Raw genomic sequence first — 19,194 nt, 5'->3', positions numbered from 1 at the left:
TCAAAATTATGCTGTAGGCTTTTTTTGATGAAATAACTCTATAAAAATTAAAAAAAGCTTTATATATAATTAGTAAAAAGCTATTTTTGCAATGCGATTTAAAAAATAATTTAAAAAATATATCATGAGTGTTCTGGTTAATAAAGATTCCAAAATAATTGTACAGGGATTCACAGGAAGCGAAGGTACTTTCCACGCTACCCAAATGATTGAATATGGCACTAACGTTGTAGGTGGTGTAACGCCTGGTAAAGGTGGTACTACTCACTTAGACCGTCCTGTTTTTAATACTGTAAAAGATGCAGTTGATGTTGCAGGTGCTGATACATCTATAATCTTTGTTCCGCCGGCATTTGCTGCTGATGCAATTATGGAAGCTGCTGAAGCTGGTATCAAAGTAATTATCGCTATTACTGAAGGTATTCCTGTAGCAGATATGATTAGAGCTTACGATTATATTAAAGATAGAGATTGCCGTTTAGTAGGGCCTAACTGTCCGGGTGTAATTACTCCGGGTGAAGCTAAAGTTGGTATTATGCCGGGCTTTGTATTCAAAAAAGGTACAGTAGGTATTGTGTCTAAATCAGGTACTCTTACTTATGAAGCTGCAGACCAGGTTGTAAAACAAGGTTTAGGTATCACTACAGCTATCGGTATTGGTGGTGACCCAATCATTGGTACTACTACTAAAGAAGCTGTTGAGCTTTTAATGAATGATCCAGAAACTGAAGCTATCATCATGATTGGTGAGATTGGTGGTCAGCTTGAGGCTGATGCTGCTAAATGGATCAAGGCAGACGGTAACAGAAAACCGGTTATTGGTTTCATCGCCGGAGAAACTGCTCCAAAAGGTAGAACAATGGGTCACGCAGGTGCAATTGTTGGTGGTGCTGATGATACAGCTGAAGCTAAAAAACGCATCATGAGAGAGAACGGAATTCACGTTGTTGACTCTCCTGCAGAAATTGGTAAAAAAGTAAAAGAAGTTTTAGGATAATTTCTTTCCCTATAAAATTAAAGCCTCACATAATGTGAGGCTTTTTTATTTAGCCCAATTTATCTAATACGCTTTTCAGGTCTATGGCATTATCGAAAAAGTCTTTCCACAAATCGCCTTTCTTCTTAATTCTTTCTCTTATGGTATTTATGTTGTAAGCTTTTAAATCTAGTTTATTGGTAAGTTCGCTCCAGTCTAAAGGCGTACTTACCGTTGCTCCTTCACGAGGACGTAGAGAGTAGGCACAGGCCATAGTTTTACCTTTTCCGTTTTGAAGATAATCCAGATATATCTTGCCTTTTCTTTTCGATGGTGACCTTTCCAAGCTGGTTATATCGGGCAAGGCCTTATTAACATGCTGACTGATGATGTGTGAGAAATCACGGGTTTGATTGTATGTATATTTTGGCAATACAGGGATAAAAACATGGAGGCCTTTACCTCCGGAGGTTTTTAAATATCCTTTTATACCAATACTATCGAGTATTTCATTTACCTTTTTTGCTGTAGTTACCAAGTCTTTTATTGAGGCTTCGTTGGGGTCCAAATCAAATATAATATAGTCGGGATTATTAAGGCTACCTAATCTGCTGCTCCAGGGGTTTATTTCAATACAACCCCAGTTTGCCATAAACAGCAACGTTTCTTTATCCTGGCAGATAAGATACTCTATAGTTTCTCCGGTTGATTTAGATTTAAGTTTTCGGGTTTTAATCCAGTTTGGAACAGCACCGGAAACATCCTTTTGGAAAAACCCCTGATCTTTTATTCCGTTTGGGTTTCTTCTTAGCGATTGTGGCCTGTCTATAATGAAAGGGAGTATATATTGTGCCATTTCCTTGTAATACTCAATTACATCGCCTTTGGTTATCTTTTCTTTGGGCCAGAATATTTTATCTGTATTGGTAAATTCTACCTTATCAGTATCAGTATCTTTTTTCTTCTTTAGGGTAGTTTTTTTATCCGGATTTATATTTTTGTTGGTTTCGCGTACTACGTCTTTGGCATCTTTATCATTTCTCAAAGCAATGAATACGGGATGCCTCAGGCTCCCACTTTCAGTCCATTCAGAATATTTAATTTGTGCCACAAGGGTAGGTGTTACCCAATGCACATTCTTTTCACCAGTCTCTCCTGAAAAAGGAGATGTTTTTCGCTCTATTTTTTCAAGTTGGGTATGAAGCTCCATTAATAAGTCATCATTAAAACCGGTTCCAACTTTTCCTGCATATATCAGTTTATCTCTATCATAAAATCCAATAAGAAGTGCGCCGAAACCTTTTCGTGAACCCTGAGGTTCGGTATAACCGCCTATAACCATTTCCTGCTCGTTGGTTACTTTTATTTTAAGCCAGTCTGCAGACCTTTTGCTTAAATGGTAACGGGAATCTGCTTTTTTAGCAATAAGTCCTTCACTCTTTCTCTTTTGGGCTTCCTTTAATGCCTTTGTGCCCTTGCCAACAGTATGTTCTGAATATACTATTACATCTGATTTAGGAAGCAGGGCTTTTAGTATTTTTTTACGGTTTAGAAGTTCAAGGCCGGTAAGGTCATATGCGTTAAAATATAATATGTCAAAAACATAACATTTTAAAGTACCTCTGTCAGGCTCATCCTGATAGTATTGCAGCCATTGAAAATGACTTTTACCCTTAGAGTCTTCCACGACAATTTCACCGTCCAGTATTACATCCTCTTTTATTATTGAAAAAGCTTCAGCCAGTTCAGGATATTTTTTGTTGAAGGAAATACCGTTTCTTGATACTAGGTTTACTTTCCCTTTTTTTATTTCGATAAGTGCCCTGTAGCCGTCAAACTTATTCTCAAATATCCACTCGGCGTTATCAAAAACTTCATCGGTTAGGGTAGCAAGTTGTGGTCGCCAGTCTTTTGGAAAGGATTTCAGTTTTTTTGCATTGCTAACGTCATCAGCACTAAATACTGTATTACTTTTGTCAGACTCTGAAAGAATATTATCGTTGTTACTCTTTTTATTTTTCTTAGGGGAACTTTCCCAAGTATCTGAATCTTTATCTTTTTCAATCTGGTTTAAAGTTCTTCCTGTCAGAACGGAGTGTTGGTCAAAATCTTTTTTAGTAACAAATTCATCTTTCCCTTTCATTAAAAGCCACTCTTTGTCCTTACCCTTCATATGCACTAAATGATACGAACCTTTAAGTTTGTCTCCGTTTAGAACTACCTTTATATTTCCTTCGGCATATTGCTGTTTCAGTATTTTTTCGCTTTCTGTTGCATTGTCACTGCCTTCGGCTAAATAAGTCCCTGTATCCCAAACCATAACCGTACCGCCACCATATTGCCCTTTCGGAATTGTCCCTTCAAAATCAATATAATCCATAGGATGGTCTTCCACGTGCATTGCAAGTCTCTTTACAGTGGTATCTGCCGAAGGTCCTTTCGGTACCGCCCAACTTACTAAAACACCATCTATTTCGAGCCGGAAATCATAATGCAGGTGAGAGGCATCGTGTTTTTGTACTACGAAATGCAACTCCTTTCCGACTTTTTTTATTTTACCTTTTGGCTCGGCGGTTTTAGAAAAATCCCTTTTCTTATTGTATTCGGATAATTTCATGACTATTAATTTTTAATAGCTGCCAGGCTTGCCTTAAGCTGTTCCAGCAAATCATCTTTTGCAGCCGCGGTTTTTCTTCGTTTTCTTGGGGCTGGCTCTTTAGCTCCGGATTTTGCCGTAGCTTTCTTTTTAATCATCTTTATAAGCTCTGCTTTATAGGTGTCTTTATACTTTTCAGGTTCAAACTTATCTGTAAGCTGATCGATAATGGAGAGAGCCATGTCCAGCTCTTTCTTAGTGATTTTTATGTTTGAAGGTATCTTTGCATCACCGGGATCTCTTAGCTCATCATTAAATCGTATTTGTATTAAAAGTATAACATTATCTTCAACTTTCAATATACCCAAGTGTTCGGTAGTACGCATAATAAACTTGCATAGCCCCACTTTTTCCGATTTTTTAAGTGCTTCCCTCAGTAAGGCATACACTTTTTTAGCTTCCTTGGCAGGTTCTATTATATAGGGCTTTTCCAGATATTTAGAAGGGATTTCCTCTTCCTTTATAAATTCAAAGATATCTATGGTTTGTGTTTTTTCGGGTGAAGCTTTTTTAAAGTCATCCTTATCTAAAACGACATAATCACCGTTTTCCTTTCTGTAACCTTTGGCAATTTCCTCCCAAGGCACTTCCTTACCGTCTTTTTTACAAACACGCACATACTGGATAGGGCATTGGTCTTTTTGCCTTATCATATCCAGATCAATCCTGTGCGGACTTGTACCACTATATAATCTTACGGGAATATTAACCAACCCAAAACTGATGCTTCCTTTCCATAGTGCTTTCATAATAAGTTTTTTTAAGGTTAACTATAAAAGCCATAAGCCGGTATATACCGGCCATAGCTTATAAATCGCGTTATTTTTGTTTACTTAGTTTTCAGTAGCTTCAAAATTTATTTTGTTGTAAGCATTATCAGTTAACTTTTGGTCGGCTGCTTTTTCTTCCATTAGTGATTCATGAAGAATTTTTGCTGCTTCATCATAACCAAGTGTTTTTGCAAAAGCACATAATGTACCGTAAGTTGCTATCTCATAATGCTCTACTTTTTGTGCGGCAGCTATAATACCTGCATCTCTTACTGCTCCCGGTTCGGTGCTTTCCAATATGTCTTCTCCTTCTTTAAGTAATCCTGCCATAGCTTCACATTTTTTTCCTGATGCTTTTTTTCCTGCTAGTTCAAAAACCTTTTCCAGCCTTTCAATCTGGCCCTCTGTTTCAGTCATGTGACTTTCAATTGTATCGCTAAGGCTTTTTGTAGTGGCATTTTTAGCCATTTTAGGTAAAGCTTTTAAAAGTGCTTTTTCGGCCCAGTAAATGTCTTTAAGGCTATCTATATAAAGATCGTGTAATGCTTCTGCGGCAATAGATTTAGATTTTACTTTTCCTGCTGCTGCATTTTTAGCAGGTGTATTTTTTTTAGCTGTTGTTTTTGTTGCTGTTTTCATATTTTTTATATTTAAATGATTAGCTTGTTATTGCTTTTTAAGTAAAGTTAGATAAGAGTTAATGTGTTGATTATTAATTAAATCATAAATGTGTTAGGTATAACATTTAATTAACTGCTAATGCTATATCTTGCTTAAAATTGACTTAAGGAATACCTAATTTTTTTGTTTTGTTTATGAAAAAAGCTTTTCCGCCACTTGTGAATGAAAAGTGTAAAATATTGATATTGGGTACAATGCCCGGAGAAAAATCTTTAGAGCTACAACAATATTATGGTAATAAGGGGAATCAGTTCTGGAGGCTGCTTTTCACGTTACTGAATACTGAATTTACCCACGATTATGACAAACGTAAAGCATTGCTTGAACAACATAATATTGCTTTGTGGGATGTTTTGGAAATATGTGAGCGGGAGGGAAGCCTTGATAGTAATATAAAGAATGAAACATTTAATGATTTTGAGAGTTTTTATATAAACTATCCTAATATTAAATATGTATTTTTTTCGAGTAAGAATGCTGCTAAATACTATGATAAATATGTAGGCAGAAAACCGGATATAAATTATGAAATACTGCCTTCGCCAAGTGGGGCAAACGCCACAAAATCGTTTAGTGAAAAGTTAGAGGAATGGTCTAAAAAAATTTTGCCACTGATTTAAAAACCAATGGCAAAAATTTTTCGTGATTGTTTAAATTGCTCACGACATAAAATACCTCCTTAACCTTTTTTGTCGGTAACTTCTAATTCCGGCTTCTATAAGGAGCTTTAGCCTGTTTTTAAAGTTGTTCAGTGTCATAATAAGTGGGGTTGATTTTGATACTTGCAAGTTCCGTATTTACTTTTTAAATAAGCCTAATATTATATTAAATTTTTATTAAAAGTTTCTGTTAATAAATGAGTATTTATAATTTTATTAACGCATTAATTCTTATATTATTGTACTTTAATAAAACATTACTTACGTAATTATCTAAAAAATGGATTTTAAGTATAAAAAAAGCTACCGAAGGGTAGCTTAACATCTTAACTTTCAACAGCAAACTGTGAGTAGTAGAGATTTTTATAATAACCCTCATCACGGTTAATGAGTTCGTAGTGTGTGCCTTCTTCCACAATTTTACCCTGATCCATAACTATAATCTTATCGGCATTAATAATTGTGGCCAGCCTGTGTGCTATAACTATTGATGTTCTACCGGCAGTAATTGTTTCGGTAGCAGTTTGTATAAGCTCTTCTGAATAAGTATCGATAGACGAAGTAGCCTCATCAAGGATAAGTATGCTTGGGTTGCTTACATAAGCCCTTAAAAAGGCAATAAGCTGTCTCTGTCCGGACGAAAGCATTACACCTCTTTCTTTTACATTATAGTCGTACCCGTTAGGCAGACTCATAATAAAGTCGTGTACACCTATGTTTTTTGCGGCTGTAATAACATGTTCGCGCGTAATTTCCGGATTGTTGAGCGTTATATTATTATAAATAGTATCGGCAAAAAGGAATACATCCTGAAGAACTATGGCAATTTGCCTGCGCAGGCTTTCCAGGTTAAAGTCGTTAATGTTAGTGCCGTCTATACTTATGCTTCCGCCATTTATTTCATAAAAACGGTTTAACAAGTTTATAATGGTAGATTTACCTGCACCAGTAGCACCTACAATAGCAATAGTTTCTCCCGCCTTAACCTTAAGGTTAATCCCTTTGATTACTTCTTCATTATCTACATAGCTAAAGTGTACATCTTTAAAATCAAGATTGCCTTTAAAGTGAGTTGCTATAAGCGTACCGGCATCCTGTACCTGCATTTCTGAATCTAACAATTCCAATACTCTGTCTGAAGCTATTATTCCCATCTGAAGCTCATTAAATTTATCCGCAATCTGTCGTAAAGGGTTAAACAGCATGCTTATAAACATTAGGTAAGCAAACAGGTCTCCCGGAGTTGTTACATTATCTCCGTTAAGAATACTCACACCACCATACCATATTATTATACCTAATGTTACTGAGGATATAATATCGGCAATAGGGAAGAAGATAGAGTTATACAATATGTTTCTTAACCAGGCTTTATTATGTTTCCTGTTTATATCCTGAAACTTTTCGTATTCAATTTTTTCACGATTAAACAGCTGAACGATTTTCATACCCGTAATACGTTCCTGTACAAAAGTATTCAGGTTTGCTATCTGTGCACGAACCTCCTCAAAAGCACTTTTCATCTTGATTTGGAAAACCCTTGTAGCGTACAACAGTATAGGCATAGCCAGTAATACAATAATCGTAAGCTTCCAGTTCATGTAGAACATAAAGCCAAGGATAACTATCATTTTTAATAAGTCGCTTATTATCATGAAAAGTCCCTGACTGAATATTCGTGCTATCGATTCGATATCAAATACCGTACGGGTAACAAGCTTTCCTACAGGTTCATTGTCAAAAAACTTCATTTTAAAGCGTGAAATGTGCATAAACAGTTTTTCACGAATATCTTTTACAATGTCCTGACCCAGCCAGTTTGCCCAGTATACAAAATAAAACTGTGATGCTACCTCAAACATAAGTGCAGCACCCATAAGCACTATATAGAATAATAGTCCGGTTTCATCTTTAGGGTCGATGTATTCGTCAACCGTTCTTTTTAAAAGATAAGGCCTTATTGCTGCAAATAGTGAAAGGGATACCGCAAAAACAACAACGAGATAGTAACGTGTGCGGTAAGGCTTTGCAAATTTTAAAACCTTTTTTAATGATGTGGATTTTATAGCTTTCATATTAATCTTCCTGTATATAAGGGTATGCTACTTTTGTTAAGTATAACCCGTGTGCAGGGACCGAGAAGCCGGCTTTATTTCTGTCGCGGCTTTCAATAATTTCCCTGAAATCCTGTAAGGTAATCTTGCCAAGGCCCACATTTACAAGTGTACCTACAATAGCCCTTACCATATTTCTTAAAAATCGGTCGGCAGCAACGGTAAAAACAAGATTGTTGCCTTCCTTTTTCCAGTTTGCTTCCATAATAACGCAGTTAAACGTTCTTACGTCTGTATGCGTTTTAGAAAAGCACTTAAAATCTTTATACTCAAAAAGAATTTTGGCTGCCTCATTCATCTTATCCATATCTAACGGATGAAAATGAAACCAGCTGCCTTCGCCAATAAAGGCATCCTTAAAAGTATGTATATGATACTCATAAGTCCTGCTTGTAGCATCAAAACGGGCATGAGCATCGTCATGCAGTGGTATAAGCCTGTATACTACAATGTCCTTTGGTAAAAAAGAGTTGAGTTTTTGAGTTAAGAAGTCACTGTTAATCACACTGTCGTAATCAAAGTGGGCATACATCTGTTTGGCATGTACACCGGTATCGGTACGACCGGCTCCCGTAACATCAATAGGTTGTTTTAGCAGGGTAGAGAGGGCTTTGTTTAATACTTCCTGTACCGAAATACTATGTGGCTGATACTGCCATCCATGATAATTTTTTCCGTTGTAAGCAAATTCAATAAAATACCTCAAAACCTGTAGCTAATTTTTTATACAAAGATACTCTTTTTTAAATATCGCAGGCGCAAAGTTACAGACAGGCAAAGTAATAAATTTAATTATTTAACAGTGTTAAATTTGAGTTAGGTTTGGAATATAAACAGTTTAAAAAAGTAAAAAAAATTAATGATATAGTTTTAAAATTAATTAATATTTTGATAGAAAGTTGAGCCACTTAAAAGGAATTTGAATTTAATAAAGGAGTAATATAACTAAATAGTCACTTTATTGAAAATTATAATTTATTTATTTATTTTGATTAAAATGGTACAATGTTAAATATCCGTGTATTTATTGTGTTATTGTTGTATAAATATATTTAAAATTAACATTTTATTATGATTTGTTAATAGTAATCTTTTTTTAAAATTGTAATCTTTAATTTGAAGCTGAAGACTTTGATAGATTTGGTTTTGATGAGGATTATGAGATTAATGGTTTGCGAGTTAGAGCTGGTGATTATACCCCTGTAATAACTTCTACTGAAATAAGAATAACTGTAGATTTAGTAATTTAATGAAGAAAATAAAATTTTTTGTTTTTCTGTGTTGTTTTATAACACAATTAAACCATGCTCAAGCTTTTTTTCAAACAACGGAAGAATATCTTGATATAACGGTCAAAAAAACACAATTTGATAGAAGTAAAATTCTCATAGAGGACTTTATAAATATTGATGGTTTTGCAGACGATGTGGTTAATAACCATCTTTTTACCTTTTACGGCATTGCGTATAATGACGAAATTTTTAGTGCAGCTCAAATGGAAAACCCAAGTTGTTGGGGACAATTTCGAGATTTGTGCCAAAGCATTAATGTAGGAGATAGTAATGTAAATAATAGAAAAATAATTGATATATCTTATTTAAGAAATATACATTTTGATAAGGATAAAAAGACAGTTATTTTTATTTATGGTAGTGACTTGACAAAACGAAATATTAAAAAGCATATAACTCCTATTTTAGAGCAAATCCAAAAAGACCCTTCTTTTGATTACATAGTATTGTCTTTGGATTACCCTATGATAAAGAAACATTAAATTTTGAACAAAAGAAAGGGTAACTTAATTGTTACCCTTTTACTTTATTAAAAGTATTGCATTTAATAATTAGTTTTAATTATGCATTACCCAAATAAATTCAATACCGAATTCATCAGGATTACCATATCCACCACTACAGCTATTGTAACATTATTAAAAATGCCTTAATTTTATTGCTTTTTCTTGAAGTGATTCGTAAATGAATAATTTAGCTAAAGAAATTGGGCCCTAAAACTTGTTTACTATATAAACCATACTTATTTACCCCAACCATCCTTCACGGTCAAGGCTTCTGTACTGTATAGCTTCTGATATATGTTGTGGTTCAACATTTGGAGAGCTGTCCAGATCAGCAATGGTTCGCGAAACTTTTAAAATCCTGTCATACGCACGAGCAGAAAGGTTTAACCTTTCCATAGCCGTTTTTAATAACAACAATGAAGTTTCATCCAGTTCACAGTATTCACGAATCTGCTTCGTACTCATCTGTGCATTGTAATGTGTATTTTCCAGATGCTCAAAACGCCTCGTTTGTATTTCCCTTGCTTGTGTAACTCTTTTACGAATCTCCACACTGCTTTCAGCCACCTGTTTATCAGAGAGTTTTTCAAAAGGTACAGGAGTTACCTCAATATGTATATCAATCCTGTCTAGTAACGGACCTGATATTTTACTTAAATAGCGTTGCATTTCATGCGGAGAGGAACTTACAGGAGCATCAGGATCATTAAAATAACCTCCCGGACTAGGGTTCATACTGGCAACTAACATAAATGATGACGGATAGGTAATGGTAAACTTGGCTCTTGAAATGGTTACTTCCCTGTCTTCAAGTGGCTGGCGCATTACTTCCAGTACTTCTCGTTTAAATTCGGGTAGCTCATCTAAAAAGAGTACACCATTGTGAGCCATAGATATTTCTCCCGGCTGAGGGAAACTACCACCGCCTACCAATGCCACATTCGATATAGTGTGATGTGGGCTCCTGAATGGGCGTTGGTTCATTAAGCCAACATCTTTTATCTTTCCTGCCACACTGTGTATCTTGGTTGTTTCCAGTGCTTCCTTAAGAGTCATAGGAGGGAGGATGCTGGGTAATCGTTTAGCCAGCATTGTTTTACCTGCTCCCGGCGGACCTATAAGTATAATGTTATGTCCGCCTGCTGCTGCAATTTCCATACAGCGTTTAATACTTTCCTGTCCCTTCACATCGGCAAAGTCAAACTCAGGAAAGTCGAGTGTTTTATAAAATTCTTCGCGTGTATTTATTACTGTAGGTTGTACGGTAGCATTCCCGTTAAAGAAATCTATTATTTCGGTTACGTTTTCAATTCCGTATACATCCAGCCCGCTAACAATAGCAGCTTCCTTTACGTTTTGTTTCGGCAGGAAAAAACCTTTAAAACCTTCTTCTTTGGCTTTTATGGCAATAGGTAACACTCCTTTAATAGGCTGAAGGCTTCCGTCAAGAGAAAGCTCACCCATAATGATGTATTTATCAACATCTTCTGATGGTATTTGCCCGGAAGCAGCAAGAATGCCTATAGCAAGGGTAAGGTCGTATGCAGAGCCTTCTTTCCTTAAGTCGGCCGGAGCCATATTTATGGTTATCTTTTTACCGGGTAACTGGTAACCGTTGTTCTTTAACGCGGCAGCTATGCGGTAGCTGCTTTCTTTCACGGCATTATCGGGCAACCCCACAAGGTGATAACCAATTCCTTTATCAATATTTACTTCAACGGTTATTGTTGTGGCTTCAACTCCAAATACGGCGCTTCCAAATACTTTTATAAGCATATTATAAGGTAAGGTTTTAAAAAGTGGCCTAAAAGTAAGAAATTAATTATTTATTTTAATTTGATTTTCTATAAATTGTGCTGATAAATTATTGTAAAAATATGAGAACAACCACATCTTTATTACTGCTTTTTTTTATTTCATCATTATGTTTCTCTCAACAGGCATATATAACTGCGACAGATATGATATATACTGGTTCGCAATGGTATACAGAGAATTATCTTTATGAAATAAATTTAAACGATTTAAGCCTGCAAGAGATTAACACCTGTAATTCAAACTCTTATTATAGTAATGCAATTAAAGATATAGGTATAGACAGTAATAATAGTATTTATTATTGTAAGTCTACTGATTTCTATGTAATAAGTATAAATGGAAATGAATACTGTGAAAGTATTTATAATACAGTTTATTATCCCCTAAACTCATTATGTGTGGCAGGTAGTTCTATTTATGCAACAGGTTATACAAATAATAATGCCTATATGTATCAATATAATATTGAGCTCGAAACATTTGAAGTTATGGGTTCTCTACCTAATAATATACGTCCGCTTGGAGACTTGTTTTTTTATGAAAACAAATTATTTTTAGTTTGTCAAGAAACAGATTCTTCTTTTTATGAAATATACCAAATAAATATGCAGAATGTTTCGGAAAGTTGCCCCTATATGAGCTTTGAGGATTATTTGCCTGAAGGGTATCATCCAAATGGTGCATTTAGCATAAATAATGGAGATAGTTCAACACCCTATATAGTTGTTTACAGTACTTATCTGGACAATAGTACTTTGCATGAACTTGATTTACAAAATAAAATACTTTATCCGCAGGTAATGGAATTACCCGGAAAAGTAGAAGGTGCAGCCGCATTATATGATTTATTCTCTACAGATGCTGTTTGCAATAGTCTGGATATACCGGATACTAGGCAGGCAAGTAACTACATCAATATTACTAATCCTGTAACCAATAAAATTGAGATTGAAACTAACATAAGCCAAAATGATATTTTGGAATCACGATTATATGATATTTCAGGAAGAATTATCAGGGATTTCAGTAGCAAAAGTTTCGATGAATTTTATGTTTCAGGTGCGTCTTCCGGGACTTATATATTAGAACTTAAATTAAGCACCGGACAGAGAATCTCAAAAAAGATTATTATTGAATAGCTTTTAAATCCTTTTTAACCCAATGCCACTAAATTTCTTACTATCTTTAGTAGATAACCAAGAGTAACAACGAAAAATGGCAAACAATAAGTTGGTAATTATAGGTGGTGATGCCGCCGGTATGACTGCTGCATCTAAAGTAAGAAGGGAACAACCTGAAAGGGAAATCATAGTTTTTGAAAAATCAGATTACACATCTTATTCGGCTTGCGGTATACCTTATTTTGTTTCGGAAAAGGTTAAGACCTATGAAGAACTTATTGTACGAAGTCCTGAAACTTTCAGGAATAAATATAATATCGATGTGCGCACTCAACATCTTGTTCTTGAGGTTGACACTGATAATAAAAAAATCAAAGTATTAAACAAAAAAGAGGATAAGGAGTTATGGGAAAGTTATGACCAGTTACTAATTGCCACTGGAGGTAAGGCTTTTTGTCCTGATGTAAAAGGATATGATTCTGAAAATGTTTTTGGTGTTACCACGCTTAAAAGCGGTATCAATATAGAATGCTATATTGAGGAAAAGAAACCTAAAAATGCGGTAATAGTAGGAGGTGGGTATATTGGTCTTGAAATGGCTGAAGCGCTTTTAGAGCGCGGACTTGAAGTTACCATGATTAACCGGTCTGAACAGGTTATGAATACTCTTGATCCCGATATGGGAGAATTGGTATCGGAAGCTATAATAGGATTAGGTGTAAAGTTACTTGTAAATGAGGAATTGGCAGGTTTTGAGGTGAATAATGGTAAAGTAACTTCCGTAATAAGTAACAAACGAAATATCCCTACAGATATGGTTGTTTTAGGGATGGGTTCCCGACCTAATACCGATTTTTTGAAGGGAAGTGCTGTTGAGCTAGACAGCAAAGGTGCTATTAAGGTTAATGCCCAACAACAAACAAATATTCCTGATGTTTGGGCTGCCGGAGACTGTGCGCTGACCCATCATTTGGTAAGTAAGGAGCAGGTGTATATTGCCTTGGGTACAATTGCTAATAAAACCGGACTTGTAGCCGGAGGTAGTATAGCCGGAGAGAAGGCAGTATTTCCAGGTGTAGTGGGTACTGCAGTGTGTAAAGTATGCAGTTATGAAGTTGCCCGTACGGGATTATTAGAGAAGCAATTGCAAAAATTGAATATTGATTATGTAACGGCAAAAATAGAAAGCCGAACAAGAGCACATTATTATCCGGGTTCCAAGAAGATAGTTGTTAAGCTCCTTGCCGAGAAAAATAGCGGAAGGTTATTGGGAGGACAGATAATAGGAGAGGAGGGAGCAGCAAAACGTATTGATGTACTGGCAACTGCTTTAACCCACAATCTTACGCTTCAAAACATTATTGATTTAGATTTATCATATGCGCCTCCATTTTCCCCGGTTTGGGATCCTGTACAGACAGCAGCAAGGAAACTAATTAATGATATATAAATAAAAAGCCCTCAACATAGAGGGCTTTTTACTATTTTTTAAAGTTTGCAGTTCCTTCCTGCAACCAGTTTAAATATTCCTGTATATCCGGAGTGTAAGCAACCGGTTCGTTAAGGTTACTTCCTTCATGATTCATTAGAACATAGAATGGCCTTGCATTGGTTTTGTATTTTGAAATTTCAAAATCACTCCATTTTTCACCATATGTTTCAATCTTTTTACCTGTTTCAGATACATACTGCTCACTTTCCGGAAGATCTTTTTCATCATCACAATAAAGAGAAATAAGTACTACATCATTCTTTAAGATTGAAAGTATAGCCGGGTCAGACCAAACAAGCTCTTCCATTTTACGACAGTTAACACATGTATATCCTGTAAAGTCAAGCATAACAGGTTTGTTCATTTCTTTAGCATAGGCTAAACCTTTGTCATAATCCTCAAAAGCTATAATACCATGAGCGGCTAAATTAGCTCCTTCAGGTAATTTATCTAAAGAAACAGCCGCACCCGATCCGCCTATACCGAAAGGTGATTCACTGTATTTTAATGAAGGAGGGAAGGCGCTGATTAATTTTAATGGCGCACCCCATAACCCCGGAACTAAATAAACAGTAAATGCCATTGATATAATACCTAAAAGCATTCTTCCTACTGATAAGTGCGATAGCGGACTATCATGAGGTAAAGAGAATTTTCCGAAAAGGTATAATGTTAGGGCTGCAAATATCGCCACCCAAATAGCTATAAATACTTCTCTTTCGATAAGGTGTAATTGTAAAACAAGGTCAGCATTTGATAAAAATTTAAATGCTAAAGCTAACTCAATGAAACCAAATACAACTTTTACTGAGTTAAGCCATCCTCCTGATTTTGGAAGGTTGCTCATTAAACTAGGGAAAATAGCAAACAACATAAACGGCATTGCTAAACCAAGCCCAAAACCAAACATAGCAATGGTAAGTAAAGTTGCTCCGCCTTCTGTAGAAAGTACACTACCTAATATAAAGCCTAAAGCTGGACCTGTACATGAAAACGATACAATGATAAGAGTTAATGCCATGAAGAACACGCCTAGTAAACCACCAAGGTTTGATGCGTTATCTGCCTTGTTGGCAAGGCTGTTAGGCATTGTTATTTCAAAGGCTCCAAAGAATGAAATTGCAAATACTACAAATATTATAAAGAAGAAAAGATTTAGGTAAACGTTTGTAGAAATGTTAGCAAATATGTTTGGATCAAGTCCTTCAAATATGTGGAAAGGCAGGGATATCAATACATAAATAACAATGATGCAAAGACCGTAGAATACTGCATTGAATTTACCTTTTGTCTTACTTGTATTTTGTTTTATAAAGAAGCTTACAGTCATAGGTATCATAGGGAATACACATGGTGTAAAGGTTACCAGTATACCTGCTATAAGTGTCCCTATAAAAATTCCCCATGGATCATTCTTTTCTTCTTCTTTTTTTTTATTATCACTGCCTTCAGATGCAGAAGCTTTAACCTCTTCTTTATTACCGGCAGGAACAACAACTTCCTCAAAGTTTTTTACTTCTTTAACAGTAAGGTCTTTAAGGTTTACTACAAATAGATTTTCGCCCCATATACAAGACTCCTTACAAACCTGATAATTAAGAACAACCTGTACAAGAGCAATATCAGGGTTTGATATTTTTATAGTTTGCTGTAGATGAGCTTCTTTTTCAAAAAAGGTTTCTTCAACACCAAAGGTATCATTAAACTCTTTTTTAGTTTCGCTTTCGGTAGCTTTACCTACGGCTTCATAGTTATTTTCAGAATTATTGAAGCTAACTTCAAGGGGAAGTCCGCCACCATCAGCAGAAAACTGAGAGTACATATGCCAGTGCTCGTCAATTGTTGCGTCAAAAGATATAATATATTCTGTGTCTGATTTTTTTTCAACTTTGGATTTCCATTTTACCGGCTCCAGAATTTGTGCACTTCCTGCTATAAATGAAAACAGGAACAAGAATAGTAAAGCAGCTTTTTTCATTTTAATTTATAAAACTTCTATTTTTAAAATTTGTGTTGTTTGGTCGGTAACCTTAAATCGTTCATCGGCACGTTTATTAATGATCCAGACAACCTGATCACCAGAACAAAGCAGCCAGGTTTTCTCTTTTTCACTTAATGACATTTTTTCATCCTTAAAATATTTAGAGACCTTTTTCCTTTGTCCTTTCATGCCGGCGGGACAAAAATAGTCACCTTCCTTGCATTTCCTTGCAAATAACGGGAATTTTAACGTAGCAGCATCCACGTAAATTGCATTATTCTCAATTTTTTTTAATGTTTTATTAACACTTATCAACCTTATATGAAACGGCTGTGATATTTCTGTTATACCTTCGGGTATTTCATAAACATTTGTAACAGGTTCTACGATATGTTCCAAAATAAGGTATTCCCTGTCTTTTAACAGCCTGTACCTATCGGACAATACCAGTTTGCCAGATTGTGAGTCAGATAATTCATAAATGTCATCCCACGCTGTAAAACCAAACGGATTTAACCATTGGTATAAATAGGCCTTATAGTTAGGTAATCTTTTAAGCTCATTTATATTAATAAGCTTTTGATTTTCTTTTTCTGTAACAACCTGTTTATAAACTAATACCGATGCATCTTCAGCAAGCGATTGTGTTTGCTGTAAATGTATAAGAGTATCCTGAAATGAGTCCATAAAAGATGGATTCAGGGATTTTAAAACAGGAACCACATCATGACGTAGTTTGTTTCTCATGTATTTATTTGAGGCATTACTACTGTCTTCCCTCCAACTGATATTATTTTCCTTGGCATATTCCTCAATTTCATATCTGCTGAAAGGAAGTAACGGACGAATAATTTTATCGTTTTGTTGTGGTATGCCGGTAAGCCCTTCAATTCCTGTGCCACGGCTAAGATTTATTAGAAAAGTTTCCAGGCTATCATCTAGATGGTGTGCGGTAAGAAGATAATCCAACTGCTTTTCCTTCATCAAATCGTAAAACCAGTTATATCTTAACTGTCTTGCAGCCAGTTGAATGGATAGTTTAAAATCTGAAGCATATTTATTTGTATCAAAATGAGTTACAAATATTTTTATATTATTTTGAGTAGCGTAGTCTTTAATGAAATTCTCATCTCCGTCACTTTCTTCTCCTCTTAAACCGAAATTGCAGTGAGCAATAGTAATGTCATAATTCAGTTTTTGGAAAAGATTTGCCAAAACCATACTGTCTATACCACCACTTATGGCAAGTAACAGTTTTTTATCCTGTAAAAAAGGAAGGTTTTGATTTAGATGTTTCTGCAGTTTTAAAAGCATCTCCAAAAGTAATGAATTTTTGAATTTAAGACACTACTCTAAAACACTCCTCATGGCACGTGCTTTAAGCAGGCATTCTTCATATTCCTTTTCAGGTATGGCTTTAGATGTGATGGCACTACCAACAGAAAATGAAATATATTTATTTTCTTCGTTATAAAGTATACTCCTTATTACCACATTAAAATCAAAATCTCCGGTAGGGGTAAAGTAACCTACAGCACCACTGTAAAGTCCGCGTTTGGTTTCCTCAAGGTTTTCAATAATCTGCATGGCCGAAATTTTTGGTGCACCCGTCATGCTTCCCATAGGGAATGAGGTCCTGATTGTATCTACAGATTTAAATTCTGAATCCAGTCTTGATACAACTGTTGATATTAAATGGTGAACCTGCTTAAAGGTGTAAGCACCACATAACTCCTCCACACTAACCGAACCTTTTTTTGCAGTTCTTGACAAATCATTACGCACGAGGTCAACAATCATAATATTTTCCGATCGTTCCTTTTCGTTTTGTGTCAGTTCCAGTTTTATGGCTTCATCTTCAACTGCATCAGTACTTCGCCTTGCTGTTCCTTTTATAGGTTGAGAGATAATTTTCTCTTCTTCTTTTCTGATATATCTTTCCGGGGAAGCGGATAGCAAATAATGCTTATGGTTTTTAAAGAACGCTGCAAAAGGAGGTTCTGATATGGCATTTAAAGCCAGATATTTATAGAACGGATTAATAACAGCATTTTCAGCATAAAACTCCATACAAAAGTTAGCCTCATATATATCACCAACGTGTATATGCTCTAACATTTTGTTTGTCTTCTCAATATAAGCTTCTTTAGAAATTCGCTGATTGATTCTTAGCGGCAAATCGGTAACAGAATCAATAGTTGTTGAAAGTATTTCCTTAAAATCATCTTCCAGTTCGTCATCGCACATTGCCAGATAGGCTATCTCAACCGTATTTCCTTTTATAAAGAACAACTTTTTTGGCTGAAAGAAAAACAAATCAGGAAATTCAAGTCCGTCATAGTTATTGGAAAGTAAGGCTTCTGTATCATTCTTCAAATCATAAGATAAATAACCAAAAAGCCAGTCTCTTGTAGTTTGCTGATAGGCACTTAAATCATCAAAAGCCCTAAAGAAATCTGTTTTCACAGACGTGAGAGCGTCTGCAGCTAAAACAGCATCAAAAGATGAGTAATGCTGATGATAATCATTACTGTCTAAAAATTCAACTTCCCTGTATTGTTGTGCCCATTTAAGGAGCTGTTGCTTAAACAGTTTTGGGTTATTTAGTATATGAATAACTGAAGTTCTCATTAAACGCGTTTGCCTATTTCTATTACTTCAAGATTTTGAATATTATCGCCGTTTATTTCAAAACGAAGCATGGTACGAACCTGATGGAAACCATGTACTCCTGCCGCACCGGGATTCATATGTATTAAATTAAGTTTTGGATCGGGCATAACCTTAAGTATGTGCGAATGTCCGCAAATAAATAATTTGGGAGGATTTGCCATGATTTCTTCCCTTATTGCCTGATTGTATTTTCCCGGATAACCGCCAATATGTGTAATCCATACATCTACACCTTCGCAAAGAAACCTATTATTTAAAGGAAACTCAAGCCTAGCCTCGGCACTGTCTATATTTCCGTAAACGGCCTTAAGCGGTTTTTCTTTTTTAATGGTGTCGGTAACGGAAAGGTCACCAATATCACCGGCATGCCAAACTTCATCTGCCTGTATTACATATTTCATTATGGTTTCGTCTAGATGACTATGGGTATCTGAAAGGAGAAGTATTTTTTTCAA

15 protein-coding genes are annotated in these 19,194 nt (G+C 35.5%); 5 read left to right on the top strand and 10 right to left on the bottom strand.

Translation table 11 applies throughout. From position 1 onward, the window contains the following. Nucleotides 1-124 precede the first annotated feature (124 nt). Nucleotides 125-997, top strand: a complete 873-nt coding sequence (gene sucD / locus NU09_RS03890; protein ID WP_129749945.1) for a succinate--CoA ligase subunit alpha — start codon at nucleotides 125-127, stop codon at nucleotides 995-997. A gap of 49 nt (nucleotides 998-1,046) precedes the next feature. Here sucD and ligD read toward each other — a convergent pair whose 3' ends face one another. The 3 genes from ligD to NU09_RS03875 all read right to left on the bottom strand — a co-directional run bounded on the left by ligD (nucleotide 1,047) and on the right by NU09_RS03875 (nucleotide 5,041). Next, nucleotides 1,047-3,593, bottom strand: a complete 2,547-nt coding sequence (ligD, locus tag NU09_RS03885; protein WP_129749944.1) for a DNA ligase D — start codon at nucleotides 3,591-3,593, stop codon at nucleotides 1,047-1,049. A gap of 5 nt (nucleotides 3,594-3,598) precedes the next feature. Further along, nucleotides 3,599-4,381 (bottom strand): Ku protein, encoded by a 783-nt coding sequence (locus NU09_RS03880; RefSeq protein WP_129749943.1) that lies wholly within the window; start codon nucleotides 4,379-4,381, stop codon nucleotides 3,599-3,601. Between the two features lie 84 nt (nucleotides 4,382-4,465). Further along, nucleotides 4,466-5,041 (bottom strand): ferritin-like domain-containing protein, encoded by a 576-nt coding sequence (locus NU09_RS03875; protein ID WP_129749942.1) that lies wholly within the window; start codon nucleotides 5,039-5,041, stop codon nucleotides 4,466-4,468. A gap of 176 nt (nucleotides 5,042-5,217) precedes the next feature. Between NU09_RS03875 and NU09_RS03870 the strand changes: the two genes are divergently transcribed. After that, nucleotides 5,218-5,703 (top strand): DNA-deoxyinosine glycosylase, encoded by a 486-nt coding sequence (locus NU09_RS03870; RefSeq protein WP_129749941.1) that lies wholly within the window; start codon nucleotides 5,218-5,220, stop codon nucleotides 5,701-5,703. Between the two features lie 365 nt (nucleotides 5,704-6,068). Here NU09_RS03870 and NU09_RS03865 read toward each other — a convergent pair whose 3' ends face one another. After that, nucleotides 6,069-7,817, bottom strand: coding sequence for an ABC transporter ATP-binding protein (locus tag NU09_RS03865; RefSeq protein ID WP_129749940.1), 1,749 nt, complete (start codon nucleotides 7,815-7,817; stop codon nucleotides 6,069-6,071). Nucleotide 7,818: 1 nt separating this feature from the next. Then, on the bottom strand, nucleotides 7,819-8,562 hold the full coding sequence (gene truA, locus NU09_RS03860; protein ID WP_129749939.1) for a tRNA pseudouridine(38-40) synthase TruA: 744 nt from the start codon (nucleotides 8,560-8,562) through the stop codon (nucleotides 7,819-7,821). 543 nt (nucleotides 8,563-9,105) lie between these two features. Between truA and NU09_RS03855 the strand changes: the two genes are divergently transcribed. After that, complete coding sequence (locus NU09_RS03855; protein ID WP_129749938.1) at nucleotides 9,106-9,630, top strand: hypothetical protein; 525 nt, start codon at nucleotides 9,106-9,108, stop codon at nucleotides 9,628-9,630. 264 nt (nucleotides 9,631-9,894) lie between these two features. Here the strand turns inward: NU09_RS03855 and NU09_RS03850 are convergent, their stop codons facing one another. After that, nucleotides 9,895-11,430 carry a YifB family Mg chelatase-like AAA ATPase gene (locus NU09_RS03850; RefSeq protein ID WP_129749937.1) on the bottom strand — a complete coding sequence of 512 codons (1,536 nt, stop codon included), beginning with the start codon at nucleotides 11,428-11,430 and terminating at the stop codon, nucleotides 9,895-9,897. A 101-nt stretch (nucleotides 11,431-11,531) separates the two neighbouring features. On the opposite strand from NU09_RS03850, the gene NU09_RS03845 reads away from it, so the two are divergent. Together NU09_RS03845 and NU09_RS03840 are read left to right on the top strand one after the other, a co-directional pair. Beyond that, complete coding sequence (locus NU09_RS03845) at nucleotides 11,532-12,611, top strand: T9SS type A sorting domain-containing protein (protein WP_129749936.1); 1,080 nt, start codon at nucleotides 11,532-11,534, stop codon at nucleotides 12,609-12,611. A gap of 76 nt (nucleotides 12,612-12,687) precedes the next feature. Continuing rightward, nucleotides 12,688-14,043, top strand: a complete 1,356-nt coding sequence (locus NU09_RS03840) for an FAD-dependent oxidoreductase (protein WP_129749935.1) — start codon at nucleotides 12,688-12,690, stop codon at nucleotides 14,041-14,043. A 31-nt stretch (nucleotides 14,044-14,074) separates the two neighbouring features. Here NU09_RS03840 and NU09_RS03835 read toward each other — a convergent pair whose 3' ends face one another. Genes NU09_RS03835 through NU09_RS03820 form a run of 4 tightly spaced genes read right to left on the bottom strand, consistent with a single transcriptional unit; the run spans nucleotide 14,075 to nucleotide 19,194 of the window. Further along, nucleotides 14,075-16,063, bottom strand: a complete 1,989-nt coding sequence (locus tag NU09_RS03835; RefSeq protein WP_129749934.1) for a protein-disulfide reductase DsbD family protein — start codon at nucleotides 16,061-16,063, stop codon at nucleotides 14,075-14,077. A gap of 6 nt (nucleotides 16,064-16,069) precedes the next feature. After that, nucleotides 16,070-17,380 carry a tRNA lysidine(34) synthetase TilS gene (tilS, locus tag NU09_RS03830; RefSeq protein WP_129749933.1) on the bottom strand — a complete coding sequence of 437 codons (1,311 nt, stop codon included), beginning with the start codon at nucleotides 17,378-17,380 and terminating at the stop codon, nucleotides 16,070-16,072. Between the two features lie 33 nt (nucleotides 17,381-17,413). Further along, entirely contained in the window at nucleotides 17,414-18,697 is a 1,284-nt protein-coding gene (locus NU09_RS03825; protein ID WP_129749932.1) for an anthranilate synthase component I family protein, read from the bottom strand. Continuing rightward, nucleotides 18,697-19,194 (bottom strand): metallophosphoesterase family protein, encoded by a 498-nt coding sequence (locus tag NU09_RS03820; protein WP_129749931.1) that lies wholly within the window; start codon nucleotides 19,192-19,194, stop codon nucleotides 18,697-18,699. The genes NU09_RS03825 and NU09_RS03820 overlap by 1 nt, the downstream gene beginning before the upstream one ends.

Origin of the sequence: Flavobacterium beibuense, assembly GCF_004151245.1 — a bacterium.
GTDB lineage: Bacteria > Bacteroidota > Bacteroidia > Flavobacteriales > Flavobacteriaceae > Flavobacterium > Flavobacterium beibuense_A.
Note: the sequence above shows the minus strand (reverse complement) of the source record. Positions and strands in the feature narration are given on the sequence as shown.